Here is a 16,183-nt window from a genome sequence, read left to right as displayed (position 1 = left end):
GCCCCGGTCATAAGCTGAGATCTTGAAGAATTAATTTCTAAAAAATACCGTATCGTCTATCGCATCGATGGTAATCGGCTTGGTCTTGTCCACTTGTCCGGCAAGTAAGTCTTTTGAGAGTTGATTGAGTACTTTCCGCTGGATCAATCGCTTTACGGGGCGAGCTCCAAACTCAGGGTCAAAACCTGCTGCTGAAATACTTCTGACCGCTTCATCAGTATATTTCAACTCAATACCGTTTTCCGACAACATCTTCTCCACTCCATTGAGCTGTATGCGAACAATCTGTTCAATTTCATCCTCTGTCAACGGTGCAAACATGATGATATCATCAATCCTGTTCAGGAATTCCGGACGGATCGTCTTTTTCAGCATATCCATCACCTGATTCCGGGTCTTATCGATGATTTCGTCCCTATTGGCAGGAGTGATCCTTTCGAAATTCTCACGGATCAGGTTCGATCCCATATTGGAGGTCATGATAATGATCGTGTTCTTGAAGTTCACCACCCTACCCTTGTTATCAGTCAACCGCCCATCATCCAGCACCTGCAGGAGAATATTGAACACATCGGGATGCGCTTTTTCTATTTCGTCGAACAGTACGACTGAATAAGGTTTGCGGCGGATGGCTTCGGTAAGTTGTCCCCCTTCATCGTATCCCACATATCCCGGAGGCGCACCGATCAATCGCGTGGCGCTGAATTTCTCCTGGTACTCGCTCATATCGATACGGGTCATCATATTCTCGTCATCGAATAGGTACTCTGCCAATGCTTTTGCCAATTCGGTCTTACCCACACCTGTCGTCCCTAAGAATATGAAAGAGCCGACCGGCCGTTTCGGGTCGCTCAACCCGGCGCGGTTACGACGCACGGCATCTGCCACGGCAGTGATGGCTTCATCCTGGCCGACCACACGCTTATGAAGTTCGTCTTCGAGATGAAGCAGTTTCTCCCGTTCGCTCTGCATCATCTTGCTTACGGGAATACCCGTCCACCGCGATACCACATCGGCAATATCTTCCGCGTCCACTTCTTCCTTGATCATCGCACGGCCACCCTGGCGTTCGTGTAACTGCTGTTGCAGCGCTTCTATCTCGCTCTCCTTCTCCTTGATCGTTCCGTAGCGCAACTCGGCCACCTTGCCGTAATCGCCTTCACGTTCGGCACGTTCTGCCTCGAACTTGGCATTTTCAATATCAATCTTGTCTTGTTGTATTTTATTGATGATCTCTTTTTCGGATTGCCATTTGGCTTTGTATTCCGATTCCTCCGCCTTCAGGTCTTCGATCTGCCTGGTAAGCAACTCCTCTTTCTGGGTATCGTTTTCACGACGTATTGCTTCACGTTCTATCTCCAACTGCTTGATCTTGCGCATGATTTCATCCAGCTCTTCTGGAACGGAGTCTACCTCCATACGCAGTTTGGCAGCCGCCTCGTCCATCAGGTCGATTGCCTTGTCGGGCAGGAACCGGTCGGTGATATAACGGCTTGAAAGTTGTACGGCAGCAATAATCGCTTCGTCTTTGATACGCACCTTATGGTGGTTTTCATACCGCTCCTTCAACCCACGAAGGATCGAGATGCTGTCCGATTCACTCGGTTCATCCACCATCACCGTCTGGAAACGGCGTTCCAGCGCTTTATCCTTCTCGAAATATTTCTGGTATTCATCCAGCGTGGTAGCACCGATAGCACGCAGCTCTCCACGCGCCAACGCCGGTTTCAGGATATTGGCTGCATCCATCGCTCCTTCGCTCTTTCCGGCACCGACTAATGTATGGATTTCATCGATGAAAAGGATAATCTCCCCTTCCGACTTCACCACTTCGTTGATTACCGATTTCAACCGCTCCTCGAATTCACCCTTGTATTTCGCACCGGCAATCAGTGCTCCCATATCCAGAGAGTATATCTGTTTGCTTTTGAGGTTTTCCGGCACATCACCCCGCACGATACGGTATGCCAACCCTTCTGCAATGGCCGTCTTACCCGTTCCCGGCTCACCGATAAGGATAGGATTGTTCTTGGTACGCCGGCTCAGTATCTGCAGCACACGGCGGATCTCCTCATCCCTCCCGATCACCGGATCGAGTTTACCGTTACGCGCCCGTTCCGTAAGGTTCACCGCATATTTGCCCAGCGACTGGTAAGTGTCCTCCGCCGACTGGCTGGTCACCTTCTCCCCCTTGCGCAGGTCCTGTATGGCAGCCTGCAATTGGTTCAGCGAGATACCCGCATCTTTCATCATCTGCGAAGCACTGTTCTTTTCATCCAGTATCGCCAACAGCAGATGTTCCAGCGACACGAACTGGTCGCCCATCTTGCTGGTGAAACCGGTAGCTTTCTGGAACACCGCATTCGTCTCCCGGCTCAACATCGGCTCGCCCCCGGATACACGAGGAAACGACTCGATCTCCTTATCGAGCACCCTCTCCAGGTTTTGGGGATTCACACCCAGTTTCTGGAACAAAAAACCGGTTACATTTTCACCCACCATCATCACTCCTTTGAGCAGGTGGGCCGGCTCAATCATCTGCTGGCTGTTGCCCTGCGCCAAGTCAATCGCCTTCTGTACCGCCTCCTGCGCTTTTATTGTAAAATTATTAAAGTTCATATATATTGTCTCCTTTCTTTTCTTATTGATAAACGTGACAACCAGTTAAAAGTTCCACATATTATTGGATGGGGAGATCCAAACCTGCCTCACGTTATTTCTATCATAGTGTCGTCAAAATCTTTGCCAAAACATATCCTCTGACTTTTTGGCAGGAGCGATCATATACGCCACGGCCAAAAGGGAATTTGTCCATACCGTTTTTCATCTATTTGTGTTACTCGGTCTGGCAAGCCATATTTATGCAGCCTGGCTTATTCCGCTATACATATTCTTACAGTGAATCGAGCGGACTTTTTATTTTTGACTTCGACAGGTCGGTCACGTGTGTATAGATTTCGGTCGTTTTAACAGATTGGTGGCCAAGCAAATCTTTGATAAAACGTATATCTGTACCGGTTTCCAACAGGTGTGTGGCATAACTGTGGCGCAGCCCATGTATGCCGATTTGTTTTTTGATTCCAGCCTTTTTTAATCCCGATTTAAAAACTTGTTGGGCACTCCGGATGGAATATTGCCCTCCATCCTGTCCTTCGAAGAAATATATTTTAGGACGATAGTCCTTATAATAACTTCGCATATCTTCAAGTACTGATTCCGGGAGGGGAACCACACGGTCTTTTTTCCCTTTACCCTGTTCTATTCGGACTAACATGGCGGTACTGTCGATATCCGAAATTTTCAGGCTGACCAGTTCGCTGACACGTAACCCCATACCATAAGCAAGTTTCAACATCAGTTTATGTTTCGGATTTTGGGTAACTTCAATAATTTTTTGCACTTCTTTCTTATTGAGCATTTTTGGAAGTGTCTGCGGTTTTTTGGGACGTGGAATATCAAAGAACATTTTCTCGCGGTGTAACACTTGTTCATAGTAGAATTTTATTGCGTTGATACGGCTATGGATTTCACTTTCCGACAATTTCAGTGTCCGGTGACAATAAAGAAAATAACCACGTAACCGATCAGGAGTAAGCTCATTGACCGGATACGATTTAAGGATGTACAGCAATTGAGCAAATTCCAATGTATAGGTTCTAAGCGTATTTTCGCTGTATCCTTTCAGTATTATCTGTTCCTGAAACCGTTTTAGAGCTGGTAGGTTTTTAGCATGAATTTTGCTCAGTACTTCTTTACCGGCAATCACCGGCTTCAAACCAAATAACTCACGATAATATCGGTTATCGGTAACATACCATGATTTCTTCGATGCCGACCATCTTGCTTTTGTATGATTGCGCAGATAGGAGATAAGTTGGTTGTCTTTTTCGAACCTAATCCAAATCACCTGCTTGCCGTTATATTCACCCGGCTCAAAATGATATCTTTTATCTCTAAAATCCATAACTGCGTATTTCAGATATGTTAAACATCCACTTTTAAATCTCTGTTGGAGTTGAAAGATAGTATAATAATTCGAAATACGCAACAAAATATCTGTTTTCAATCAACTGATTCACATAGATGTAAAACCCATTTTAATTTTTATTGAAACAAATGATTGTTTTTTAATATTATTGCGTATATTTGTGCGTTAGCTGCCATACAATGACAACACCAATCAAAAATAACTATAATTAAAATAAGGAGTATATGAAACAATTATTTTTCAAAACCACGTTATCTGCTATCATTGCAATAGTGACTCTGACCATTTCAACAAGGTCAGAAGCCTGTACTAGAGTTGTATATAAAGGTCCAAACGGTACTATTATCACTGCTCGAAGTATGGACTTTTCAATGGAGATACCCGCAAATTTATGGCAATTCCCGCGTGGCATAAAACGAGAGGGACAAACCGGAACAAACACAGTTAAGTGGACTTCCAAATACGGAAGCATTGTTGTCAGTTCGTGGGATATTGCAGTTTCTGACGGGATGAACGAAAAAGGACTTAATGCGAATATGTTATGGTTGAACAATTCAAAGTACCCACCATTTGTAAAAGATAGTAACACCAAAGGGCTTGCAGTATCACTATGGGCGCAATACGCTTTGGATAATTTTGCAACCGTGAAAGAAGCGGTTGAACAATTCAGAAAAGAAGAATTTGTCGTGGTTACGGACTTTATTCCCGGAACAGATAAATATACGACTATACACCTCTCATTGTCCGACCCAACAGGAGACAATGCAATCCTTGAATACATCAACGGAAAATTGTTTATTCATCACGACCCTTCCTATACGGTTATGACCAATGACCCAATCTTTGAGGAACAATTGGCCATAAATGAATATTGGAAAGAAATACCAGGCAAAATTTTCCTTCCAGGCACCAATAGAGCTGCCGATAGATTTGTACGTGCATCTTATTATATCGACGCAATTCCACAAACCGACAATACTCGAGTTGCCGTAGCAAGTGTATTCAGTGTAATAAGAAATTGTTCTGTTCCTTATGGAATTTCCACAGAAGGATTCCCTAATTTATCGACAACCAGATGGAGAATAGTCGCCGACCAAAAGAATATGGTTTACTATTTTGAAGATGCACTCAGTCCCAATGCGGTATGGGTAGATTTTAAAAATTTGGACTTCAGCCAATCAACGGGAAAGGTAAAAAAACTCTCTTTGGACAAACAACAAGTTTATGCTGGTGAAACATCCAATAAATTTGTAGTTACAAAACCATTTGTGTTTCAAGGAATTTAACAATAGGATGAACTGTACGAGCAGCTAACATGGTATTGCCAAAAGCGGGGCTGAACGGCTTCGATTGGACATTAGTACAAGGTTCAACATTCGTTCTTCTATTGAACTTTTGTGCTAAAAATCCCCGCCTTCGGCAATACCCAAAACGTTAGTGGCTATTTCCGAGCGACACGCAACCAGACAAATTGATAACAGAAATGAGCATAAAAATTCACGTTTTACATTGCGGACAAGTAAGAGTTGACAGTTCACTGCCATTTCACGAAAAGACAATCAACCCATTTTCTTACACAGGAATTTTGCGAAGCAAAAGACACCAAACGTGGCTTCCTGTTTCAGCGTATTTAATAGAACACCCAAAAGGACTTGTTTTAATTGACACAGGTTGGCACACAGACGTAAGAACAGACCAAAAGAAACATTTGGGTTTCTTACATTATATCATCAACAAAGCCGACTTGCCAAAAGGACAAGCAATTACCGAACAATTAGAACAACGTGGACTGAAACCAAGCGACATTGACTTTTTAGTAATGAGTCATTTGCACAGCGACCACGCAAGTGGTATGAAATTGGTAAAAGAAGCAAAGAAAATTTTGGTTAGCGACATAGAAATTCTTGACACTCAGAAAAACAAAATTGCTTATGTTCCGTCAATGTGGGACGGAGTAAAATTTGACACTTTTAAATTCCAACAATCAAATTACGGAAACGAAAAATTAGCGTTTGACTTGTTTGGAGACGACAGCGTTGTTTTTGTCAGTACGCCCGGACATACAATGGGACTTGCTTCTACAATCGTTCAAAACAACGGAAAATTTGTGTTGCTGTGTGCCGACACGGGTTACGCCAAAAAATCGTGGGAACAAATGATAATGCCAGGCGTTATGGTTGACAAGAAAAAAGTAATTAGTTCTTTGGAATGGGTAAGACAAATGAGCCAACAACAAAATTGTATAGAAGTTATTGCAAACCACGACACAGACATAAAACCACACACAATTGAATTATGAAAAAACAGCCACTAACAAGCAGTTTTGCGTCAGGCGGGTCGAACGTTTCCGTTCGACATTTTTTCTTAAATTTACGCTTTGTCGCTCGCTCGGAATTTTCGGTTGAAAATCCCGCCCGAACGCAAAGCTGCCAAAACGTTAGGCACAAGTTGTACAAAAGAGAATGTTTATGAATAGAGTTGAATTCAAAGAAAAATTATCGAAGATTAAATCTGTCAAAAGTAAAACAGGGGGAGCTAGTTATCATTCAATTAAAGTAAATGGTAATGTTATAGAGTTTGTAAGGGAAGGAAACATAAAAATTGAAAAGATTTATATTGATGAATTGCTTGATTTTTATCTAAATGGGAATGACATTACAAAAACAGGCGAAGCTAAAAAATATATTGGCGGAAGGGTGCAATCGCCAGCAGTTGCATTATTGATTGAGTTTTCAAAAATAGAACAATCGAATAAAGAAACTTCTACGCCGAGAAATACTTCAAATAACGAGCCTTTGATACTTAACAAAACAAGAACAAGTAAAACACAACTAAAAGATGAGGATTCTTTTTTTATAGCGTTAGCAGAGGTAGTTGGAGAAGATTATTTGTATTCTAAGAGCATAGGAAAACCAATCAATTCGGATCTCGTTTTTTTATCAAAAAATTATATTGATTTTGAATTTGAAGAATCCGTAAATAATTGCTATTCTGAAATACTAAAAAGATTAAATTCTCAAAATAAATTCTCTACTAGTAGCATAGCTCATAATATTGATGGATTAATATATAATCACCCGAAAATCGGAAGCCGTATTGTAGAATTTGATGAAGAACAACACTTTACACCTGCTCGAAAGGAATCAATTCTTTGTTTGTTACGAATTATTGAAAACGAGTATTTGACCGAACAACTTGGGTTATGTAATAATCTCACATATTTTCAAGATTACGTTTTAAAGAAACATAGAATAAGTGCAAAAGTGGAGGAACTGCCCGAAACCTTTAATGATTTCATTATTTGGCTAATAGACGTTAATGCAAAAGAATCGGGGTATATAAAAAGAAAGGAAAACTTTAACTTTATAGGAGGTAGAATTGCCCAGAGAGCCTATTATGACACATTAAGAGACACAGCTCATTTATCCTCGAAAAACAAATTAGATTCACCGATTAGATTTTCGAAAAAAGAAGTAGAAAACTTTTTTGAAATGGATTTTAAGGGAATAACAAAGAAAAAACTCAAAGAATTTATAACGAAAGAACTCAAAGAGAAATATAACCTATGCCTAACAAGCGGTTTGGCACAAGGCGGGGTGTAAGCCCGCAGAAAGTCCTGTCGGACTTTCAAGCGTTCACACCCGCGCAAACATTTGTGTTCCTCCGCCCTGCGCCAAGCCGCCAGGCGTTATGCACAATGCCACCAGCGACCGTGCCAACATCAACGAACAGACAAAAACCGACAACAAAAAACCTCACTCAAGAATAAAAATTGTAACTTTGTGGAATGTGGAAAATCCATAGCGCAGTGACCCCGTTCGCCAAGTCGTCGTTGACCCTCTAAAAATTTTCTATATTGCCCCGTATGCATATTCCGGTGATGCTGACTGGAGAGACCGGAGTATACTGGGACAGTATAAAGGTCTTAAATCTGAGTCGAAACAGGCATTTTTGTACTGAGAGTCATAATTGATTATCAGTGATTTGCAGATTCGATATTGGGTATCTGCTCTCAAAAACCGGAGCATACTGGGACAAAAGCCGTTTTCGATGCCATACCGCACAAGAAACCGGAGCATACTGGGACAGTGGTACCGGCGCAAAACGTTGGCGCAGTGAGCCTCGGCTCTAAAAACCGGAGCATACTGGGACACTTTTGATGATTTTCAGCTATATTCCCCATAAAAAGGAATATAGTTACTTATTCCGGACGATACCCGTTCAGTGTTCCGGTGATACCCGTTCACTTTTTAGCGAGTAAAGACAGATATTCGCTACGAAGTTAATACTTTTTTCTTAGACTCTCTCCTTTTAGTTGGAGACGTGTTGCTTTGTGGATGATCCTGTCGAGGCAAGCTTCTGCAATGAGCTCATTTTTGAAGAGAGCATACCAGTCTGTTACGGTCTTTTTCGATAGTGATAGGTGCCGTCTTTTCATTTGTTTCCATTATTGTCTTTTTTTAAGTTGTTTGATATGATTGATTTTGAGAAGTAGTCGCGTCCGCGGATGTTTTTATGGCGTGGGAGTACCGGCGCCTCTCCGCCTGTGTCACAATCGTCGGCAGATGGCAGGAAGTCGGCGTCATCCCCCTTTTCCAGAATGTCGAGCACGTCCTGATATCCGTAAAGACGCGCTTGTGATGCGCATGCACACGCTGCTACAAGCCGTTCCAGCCCGAACTTTTTTTCAAGCGAAAGAATGCCGCGACAGCTACGGAACGCTATGGGCGGATACTTCTTATGAACAGCCACCTCCTTCAGGTATACCAGTACGATGTTGTCGATGGAAGCGGCCCGCTCAAAGATCTCGTCAATATCTTTCTCGTAGCTGCCGTGACGGCCGGGCAGATTGTGCGAGGGCTTCTGCGTGTAACCATAAGGAGTGTCGTCACGGTGATGCGTGGCCACGTGTCTGAGTCCATGGAAAATATCCAGTGTTTCAGCGTCATATACGATGTCCACACGTTTGCCGATATACTCTTTGGGTACGCTGTAGTGGTGCTTGAGAAGCGTGACGTAGCTGTTACGCATGACCGTTACCGTTTTGCGCTCTTTCATCTGGTAGCCTATAGCCGGAAGAGGACGCAGATATCCAGCCTCCGTCTGCTCGAACAGCTGGCGAGGGGAATGCTTGCGCGATGCCATGCGCCGATCGTTGAACTTATCAAGTGAGACCCGTATGGCGTTGTTCAGGGAGACCAGGTCATGGAACGTCAACCCTTCGATGTCGGCATAAACGGAACGGTACATCAGTTTGACAGCGTTCTCCACGAGTGCTTTGTCCTTGGGATGGCGCACACGGGCAGGATATACCGCGCAGCCGTAGTGTTCGGCGAAGGCTGCGAACTCTTCGTTGATAACCGGCTTATTGCGGTCACTGCGGGTAACTGCCGACTTCAGGTTATCAGGCACTATTGCCATGGGGGCACCACCATAGAAATGCAGCGCGTTCTGGCAAGCTCCGATAAGATCTTCCTTGCGTTGCGACCATACTGCTTCGCAGTAGCTATAATGGCTGCACGGCAGGATAGCAACGAACACTTCCACTCTTTTTACTTCGCTTGTGACGGCATCCGTCACCTCGAGACGGTTTCCGGCAAAGTCGATGTACATCTGGTCTCCGGCATAGTGTTCCACATGACCTATTACCTTAGTTTGGAGCATATATCGGCGCAGCAGGATGCCGAAATTCGCATGACGGTAACCGTCGGGGTGTTGGCGTTCATACTCTTCGAAGAGCTCGCGCACCGTGACGCCTTTTCTGCTCAGGAGCGAGGCGTACTCCGGAAGCAGAGCATCCAACTCTGCCCGGCGATGCGAAGGCTCTCTGACACGTGATTTACTACCAACAAACATCTCATGAAGATGCTCGTCGGACATGGCTAACACTTTCTCAAGGGGAAGACCGCTATCCTGGTATGCCCGGACATACTTTCGCACTGTGTTGCGGGACAGCTCAAAGGCACCGCTTATGCCTTTTATTCCCATTCCCATTGCGTAGCAACGGAGAACATTTTTTAATTTTGTCATTCTATTATCAGTTTTATACCGTCGGCCAAGACGAAAACCGAAATTACATAAAAACCCCTGTCAAGTATTAAACCTGACAGGGGCATTTTTATTTTGGCGGAAAGGGTCAATGATAAAATGGTCAAGAGGGTCAACGACGACTGGCGAACGGGGTCACTGCGCTATGAATTTTCCAACGTGGCAAATACATTATCAAAATTACTCAACAAAAAGGTAACTGTTCAATCCATACCACAATACAAATGGAAAGAAATGCTTTTGTCAGTTGGCTTTACGGAAAACACGGCGACAAACCTTTCGGATATGACACAAGCTGTTATTGATAATAAAACTATTCCCGAACGACCAAACAATACGATAAGACTTCTCACGACATTAGAAAAATATTTGGAAGAACAACTGAAAAAATGAACAACAAACAGACAATAAGATCCGAAACAATTTTTGAAACAGCTACACCCGTAGCAACCCTCGGAAACCCCTTGAGCTATAATATGATTCGGCGCCATTGTGATAAATAAACACCCTGCCGAAGTGCCAATTTCCAAAGAGCGCACCACCCAGTCGCCTGATGTCCGGAGGGGTAATGATCCAACTGGAGGTCTTCGTGTCGAATTTCCCTAATTCCTGCAGTTTCATATACTGATCTTCCGTCAATAGCTCGATTTTCATCCTGGAAGCCATTTCCACCGCGCTGCCCTGAGGCTTATGCTCTTTCCGTGAAGCCAGCGCTTCCGGGTCGTAACAGAGACTCCGCCGCCCTTTGGGGCTTTCGGGGACACAGTCGCAAAAGAGATATTCGCCGGTTTCCCGATCAACCCCTATCACATCCGGTTCGCCTCCTGTTTCCTCCATTTCATTCAAAGACCAAATTTTTTCGGGATTGCTTTCAAGTTTCATTTGCAGCTTATTCCACTCCAACCCTTTATGCCTGCCCATATTCTTCTCAAAGCGACCTTGTAGTATATCGAATAATTCGTCTTTCCTTTCCTGAGACAATTTCATAGTGTTACCGGTTGATTTTTTCATTTCTTGATTTTTAATAATTGACTGTAATCTCACTTGACCGACTGGGAGCTTATTCTCAATGTGCCATTCATTCAACAATTTATTCAATTAGATTGTTTAACCTCATGGGAAGCGTTGCAAAAAGTTTGTTGGAAGAAGATCGCCCTATAGCTATTCATGCAATGTTTAAAGAAATGAGCAGGTAACAGAATTTGCACGTTGGCTCTAACTATCGGAGATATGAAAGAAATAGTTTTAAATGACGGGAACAGGGTACCCATTATAGGTTTTGGCACCTACAAGTCCGTGAAAGAAGATGGCGTTCAATCAGTAAAGAATGCCTTGGCAGTAGGTTACAGGTTGATTGACACAGCCGCTGCTTACAACAATGAGGAAGATGTTGGTAAAGGAATAGCTGAAAGTGGAATTGGCCGCGAAGAAATCATCGTCACAACAAAATTGTGGCGAGAGAATTTAGGATACAAAGAAACAAAAAAAGCGCTTGAACTATCGCTCAAAAAATTGGGCTTGACTTATGTCGATTTATATTTAATACACTGGCCGGCCAATGCAAGAAATTACACCAACTGGCAAAAAGCAAATGCGGATAGTTGGCGTGCCATGGAAGAACTACAAGTTGAGGGAAGAATAAAATCTATTGGCGTAAGCAATTTTTGGCAAGAGCATTTAGAAGCACTCTTTCAAACTGCAAACATAATTCCCGCGGTTAATCAGATTGAATTTCACCCCGGTTACTGGCAACCCGGATTGACTGCCTTTTGTAAAGAGAATGGCATTACCGTTGAGTCGTGGTCACCCTTGGCAAGGGGAAAAGTTTTTGGCAATGAAACATTAAAAACAATTGCAGAAAAGCACAGTAAATCAGTTTCCCAAGTTTGTTTGCGTTGGGTAATCCAGCACGAAGTGATTGTAATTCCGAAATCAACCACCCTTCAACGAATCGAAGAAAATATCAATATTTTTGATTTTGCATTATCAGAAGAAGAGATGCAACAGATAGACGAGCTTCCGGAAATGGGATTTAGTGGAGAACTGCCCAATATATGGCCGGACAGAATTGAAAACTCCACAGGACTCAAATTCACTTCTCCAACTGCTCCACCGCTTCGAGCAGACGGATAAATTCGCGACGGTAGCCATTCGGATCATCATTCAGGCCTTTGCGGGCAAGCTCAACCACTTTTGCATAAGTGGCATCGCCTTTGAAATCAGAATCACGCAACAATTGTCCGAACATGGCGACCGACATGATAAAATTCAGCTCTTCCGATGGATTCTTATCTAAATCCTTTGCCAATACGGGTATTTCCATTTTGCGACTTACCTCTTCATCCGGTTTCTTGTAACGGAGTTTTACGGTCAGCAACTCTTTGTTGTTAGTAAACTTAGATGTGACCGTTTCTTTTTCTGAAGATTGGTATTTCAATGGATCCACGCTGCCCACAGGTGCTTCCACACCCACGGGGACAATCTCATAGAGTGCTGTCACAGTGTGGCCGGGGCCCAATTCTCCCGCGTCTTTCAGGTCATCGTTGAAATCCTCATCGTCGAGCAGCCTGCTTTCGTAACCGATAAGGCGGTAAGCATTGACGAATGCGGGATTGAATTCCACCTGGATTTTCACATCCTTTGCAATGGTATGCATCGTGCTCCCAAATTCGTTCACTACCACTTTGTTGGCTTCCTGCAGATTATCGATATAAGCATGGTTTCCATTGCCTTTCTGTGCAAGAGTCTGGAGCTTGTTGTCCTTGTAGTTCCCCATTCCATACCCGAGGACAGTCAGGAAAATACCGCTTTTACGCTTGGCTTCGATCAACGATTCCAATTCTTCCGTTGTGGATACTCCCACGTTAAAATCACCATCGGTACACAGGATTACCCGGTTGTTCCCCTCTTTCACAAAATTCTTCCCGGCGATCTTGTATGCCAATTGAATTCCGTCCCCCCCGGCGGTAGAACCTCCGGCCTGTAAGCCTTCCAGAGCATCCATGATCTTCTGCTTGTCTGCTCCGCTTGTCGACGGCAACACTTCGCCTGCAGCTCCTGCATAAGTTACAATCGCCACATGGTCCTGCGGCCGCAAATTATTTACCAGCAGCTTCATAGATGATTTCACGAGAGGCAATTTATCAGCGCTGTACATGGAGCCCGACACATCGATCAGGAAGACAAAGTTGCTTGCCGGCAAAGTTTCCGATGGAATCTCTTTTGCTTTCACGCCGATACGCAGTAGCCGATGTCCTTTATTCCACGGGCAAACAGCCGTTTCAGTGACAATCCTTACCGGATGTCCGTCCGTAGGTTGCGGATAATTATAACTGAAATAGTTGACCATCTCTTCCACTCTCACGGCGTCTTTTGGCGGCATTTGTCCCTGGTTGACCATGCGCCGGATATTGCCGTATGAAGCGGCATCCACATCAAGCGAGAAAGTGGATAACGGTTGCTTTTCAGCGGATAAAAAACGGTTCTCCCTGAATGATTCATACTCTTCTGTATTGGCTTCCCGCACAATATATGGATATCCGGGGAACACTGCCGCATCGTATTGTGACCTTCCCCGTATCTGGATACCAGCAGCACGACCCTGGAATAATGACGTAACCGCTCCGGTTATGTTTCTCACTTTATTTTGTGTCCCATAACCGATGACAACCATCTCTTCCAATAGCGCTACGTCCTGCTGTAAACAGACTTCCATCCATTCACTCTCCACTTTTACTTCTTTGAATGTATACCCGATGTAGTGAAATTGCAATATTTTACCTTTTCGGGTTTTGAGGCTGAACTCACCGTTCATATCCGTCACCGTGCCGTTATGGGTTCCTTTTTCCAAAACGGTGGCACCGATCAATGGCGATTTATCCTGGACATCATATACTTTTCCTTTCACAACCATTTCCTGTGCGGAAACCGATAATGACACCACCGCTACCAAGAGCGTCAAACTGATTTGTTGAATTGTTGTCTTCATACTTTAATTGATTTGATGATTTGCTGATTTTCATTTATTTACAGATGTTTCACTCTCCCCTCTCTCCCACTCCCCCAGTCTCCTAGTCTCCCACCTTTCCACTTTATAGATACAATTATGCGCCGAATTCCATAATCGAAAGAATAATTTTTTAATTTTGTATGGGTTTTTCTCACGAATGACAGGTAAAGAATTGAAAAACAGAGGCGATATAACTGCACTATCAAACGATGAGTTGTTTGTTCTTTGTAAAGAAGAAAAGCAACCAGATTATTTCGGTGAGCTATACCGCCGTTATATACCGATGGTATACGGTTTATGTCTGAAATACCTTGGTGATGAAGACGAGGCGCAGGATGCAGTAATGGATATCTTTGAGGAAGTGTCACAAAAGATTAAGCGATATGATATACAGAATTTTCATACATGGCTTTACAGTGTAGCGAAAAACCATTGTCTGCTACGTTTACGAAAAGCGAAGCAATCATTTTTTGTAAAAATTGATGATATGGTTATGGAAAACGGTGATTTTTTCACTCTATTAGATAAGGAGAAGTCGGATGAAGAAGAGTCGGCATTGATGTTCTGTATGAGTGAATTGGTCGAGGAACAACGGAAGAGCATCGAATATTTTTATTACGAAAACAAATCGTATGCCGATATCGTTTCCATTACCGGATATACGCTCGAGAAAGTGAAAAGCTATATCCAGAATGGAAAGCGGAATTTAAAGAATTGCATTACAAGGGTATTGAAGATAGAATAGTTCTGCTGATATCAATTACCCAATCGGATTCGTGGGAAAAATGTGAATATACTGGAGATAAAGATAACGGAGTGAATTTAAAAGATTACATACGGGGACAACGGCAGGGGAAAGCAGCCAACGAACTGGAAAGGAAGGCTATGGATGATCCTTTCCTGCAGGATGCCATCGACGGCTACGATTCGGTGGAAGGAGGCCATCTATCTGTAATCGAAAATCTGGAAAAACGTCTTTCCTCACCGAAAAAACGCATCAATAAAACGATGTGGATATGGGCTGTGGCAGCAGTAATGATATTACTTATCGGCACTCCTCTCCTCCTTTACAAACCCTATACAAAAGAAGAAATAACCGGACTATCGTCCGATATCATTCAACAGAAAAAAGAGATTACGACTCCTTTACTTCAAAAAGATACGGTCCTGGCCGCCTATAATTTCGAACCGAAAAAAGAGGATGATACGACACCTAAAGCAAAGCAAACACCTTCCTCTTCCCTTCCCGCTGAAACATATCCGGAAATCATCAAACCGGTTGCCGAAGTTTTTGAAGTCCCTGAAAATCGTGTAAGTGCCCCGGATAAAGAGCTCCGGCTGTCAACCGTTCAGGATGACGTAGCAGAAAAAATGCTCATCAAAGAACCGCAAAGGAATATTGTGGAAACATTGGCCGGCCGTGTTGCAGGAATTGCTGTTTCAGAGCGGGAGCAAGACAAGAACATCCGAATCAGGGGAATATCCCCATCAATACCTCAGTCGGACAAATTATTCATTTCCGGGCGGATAGTGGATGAAACGGGCGAGCCTCTCGCGGGTGCCATAATCCAACTCCCGAACACCCTTAGCGGCACTGTTTCCGATACAGCAGGAAACTTCCGGTTGACCGTTCCAAAAGAGGCACAAGGAACACTTCTGGCCTCCTATATCGGAATGAAAGAGACGGAAATCCCGTTAAAGGAAGACGCGGGGGATATCACGATGAAAGCCAATGAGATGGCACTGAACGAAACGGTTGTGATAGGATACGGCGTCCAAAAAAAGAGATTGTTCGCCAGATCCGCTTCATCGGTAACAGCGGGAGAAATATTCGGGGAAGAAGAGTTCAGGCAATATTTCATTGAAAACTATGACAAAGGGATTTGTGAGGGACAAAAAATCATCATTGTTGTCGAATTTTTCATCGATCCGATAGGACGGCCGGCAAATATCGACATCAAGGAAAATTCCTGCCCTGCGTTGGACTATGAAATTAAAAGGCTTTTGCTGGGATCCCCTCCTTGGTCGAAAATAAACAGAAAAATAAGTTTACAGATTGAATTGCCTTAGTCATGCTTGCCCGCCCACACAAAAAGGCTATAACTATGTTAAAACCTGACACTTACGAAAACAAATTT

13 protein-coding genes are annotated in these 16,183 nt (G+C 43.6%); 7 read left to right on the top strand and 6 right to left on the bottom strand.

What is annotated here, in order from left to right; all coding sequences use genetic code 11:
• Positions 1 to 30: 30 nt before the first annotated feature.
• Positions 31 to 2,619, bottom strand: a complete 2,589-nt coding sequence (gene clpB, locus B4G81_RS13610; RefSeq protein WP_294083407.1) for an ATP-dependent chaperone ClpB — start codon at positions 2,617 to 2,619, stop codon at positions 31 to 33.
• Positions 2,620 to 2,893: 274 nt separating this feature from the next.
• Positions 2,894 to 3,964 (bottom strand): tyrosine-type recombinase/integrase, encoded by a 1,071-nt coding sequence (locus B4G81_RS13605; protein WP_294083405.1) that lies wholly within the window; start codon positions 3,962 to 3,964, stop codon positions 2,894 to 2,896.
• A gap of 248 nt (positions 3,965 to 4,212) precedes the next feature.
• Here B4G81_RS13605 and B4G81_RS13600 point away from each other — a divergent pair, with 248 nt between their 5' ends.
• The 3 genes from B4G81_RS13600 to B4G81_RS13590 all read left to right on the top strand — a co-directional run bounded on the left by B4G81_RS13600 (position 4,213) and on the right by B4G81_RS13590 (position 7,590).
• Positions 4,213 to 5,274 carry a linear amide C-N hydrolase gene (locus tag B4G81_RS13600; RefSeq protein WP_294083402.1) on the top strand — a complete coding sequence of 354 codons (1,062 nt, stop codon included), beginning with the start codon at positions 4,213 to 4,215 and terminating at the stop codon, positions 5,272 to 5,274.
• A gap of 197 nt (positions 5,275 to 5,471) precedes the next feature.
• A complete protein-coding gene (locus B4G81_RS13595; RefSeq protein ID WP_294083400.1) occupies positions 5,472 to 6,287 on the top strand; it encodes an N-acyl homoserine lactonase family protein in 816 nt (271 codons plus the stop codon).
• Between the two features lie 169 nt (positions 6,288 to 6,456).
• Positions 6,457 to 7,590, top strand: coding sequence for a hypothetical protein (locus B4G81_RS13590; protein WP_294083398.1), 1,134 nt, complete (start codon positions 6,457 to 6,459; stop codon positions 7,588 to 7,590).
• 680 nt (positions 7,591 to 8,270) lie between these two features.
• On the opposite strand, the gene B4G81_RS13585 is transcribed toward B4G81_RS13590, so the two are convergent.
• On the bottom strand, positions 8,271 to 8,426 hold the full coding sequence (locus tag B4G81_RS13585) for an ATP-binding protein (protein ID WP_294083396.1): 156 nt from the start codon (positions 8,424 to 8,426) through the stop codon (positions 8,271 to 8,273).
• Complete coding sequence (gene istA / locus B4G81_RS13580; RefSeq protein ID WP_294083394.1) at positions 8,423 to 10,018, bottom strand: IS21 family transposase; 1,596 nt, start codon at positions 10,016 to 10,018, stop codon at positions 8,423 to 8,425. The genes B4G81_RS13585 and istA overlap by 4 nt, the downstream gene beginning before the upstream one ends.
• A gap of 117 nt (positions 10,019 to 10,135) precedes the next feature.
• Between istA and B4G81_RS13575 the strand changes: the two genes are divergently transcribed.
• The gene (locus B4G81_RS13575) at positions 10,136 to 10,429 is read left to right on the top strand and encodes a hypothetical protein (RefSeq protein ID WP_294083392.1); all 294 of its coding nucleotides are present in this window, start codon (positions 10,136 to 10,138) and stop codon (positions 10,427 to 10,429) included.
• Positions 10,430 to 10,471: 42 nt separating this feature from the next.
• Here the strand turns inward: B4G81_RS13575 and B4G81_RS13570 are convergent, their stop codons facing one another.
• Positions 10,472 to 11,047: a DUF4256 domain-containing protein gene (locus B4G81_RS13570; RefSeq protein ID WP_294083390.1), complete on the bottom strand. Its 576-nt coding sequence runs from the start codon at positions 11,045 to 11,047 to the stop codon at positions 10,472 to 10,474.
• Positions 11,048 to 11,266: 219 nt separating this feature from the next.
• Between B4G81_RS13570 and B4G81_RS13565 the strand changes: the two genes are divergently transcribed.
• Complete coding sequence (locus tag B4G81_RS13565) at positions 11,267 to 12,169, top strand: aldo/keto reductase (protein ID WP_294083388.1); 903 nt, start codon at positions 11,267 to 11,269, stop codon at positions 12,167 to 12,169.
• Here the strand turns inward: B4G81_RS13565 and B4G81_RS13560 are convergent.
• The gene (locus B4G81_RS13560) at positions 12,129 to 14,024 is read right to left on the bottom strand and encodes a vWA domain-containing protein (RefSeq protein WP_294083386.1); all 1,896 of its coding nucleotides are present in this window, start codon (positions 14,022 to 14,024) and stop codon (positions 12,129 to 12,131) included. The genes B4G81_RS13565 and B4G81_RS13560 overlap by 41 nt on opposite strands.
• Positions 14,025 to 14,202: 178 nt before the next feature.
• Here B4G81_RS13560 and B4G81_RS13555 point away from each other — a divergent pair, with 178 nt between their 5' ends.
• Both B4G81_RS13555 and B4G81_RS13550 read left to right on the top strand, forming a co-directional pair.
• Positions 14,203 to 14,790: an RNA polymerase sigma factor gene (locus B4G81_RS13555; RefSeq protein ID WP_294083385.1), complete on the top strand. Its 588-nt coding sequence runs from the start codon at positions 14,203 to 14,205 to the stop codon at positions 14,788 to 14,790.
• 71 nt (positions 14,791 to 14,861) lie between these two features.
• Positions 14,862 to 16,115, top strand: coding sequence for a carboxypeptidase-like regulatory domain-containing protein (locus B4G81_RS13550; RefSeq protein WP_294083380.1), 1,254 nt, complete (start codon positions 14,862 to 14,864; stop codon positions 16,113 to 16,115).
• The last annotated feature ends 68 nt before the right edge of the window (positions 16,116 to 16,183 follow it).

This window comes from Proteiniphilum sp. UBA5384 (assembly GCF_002410825.1).
Taxonomy (GTDB): Bacteria; Bacteroidota; Bacteroidia; order Bacteroidales; family Dysgonomonadaceae; genus Proteiniphilum.
This window is presented reverse-complemented; position numbering and strand designations above follow the sequence as displayed.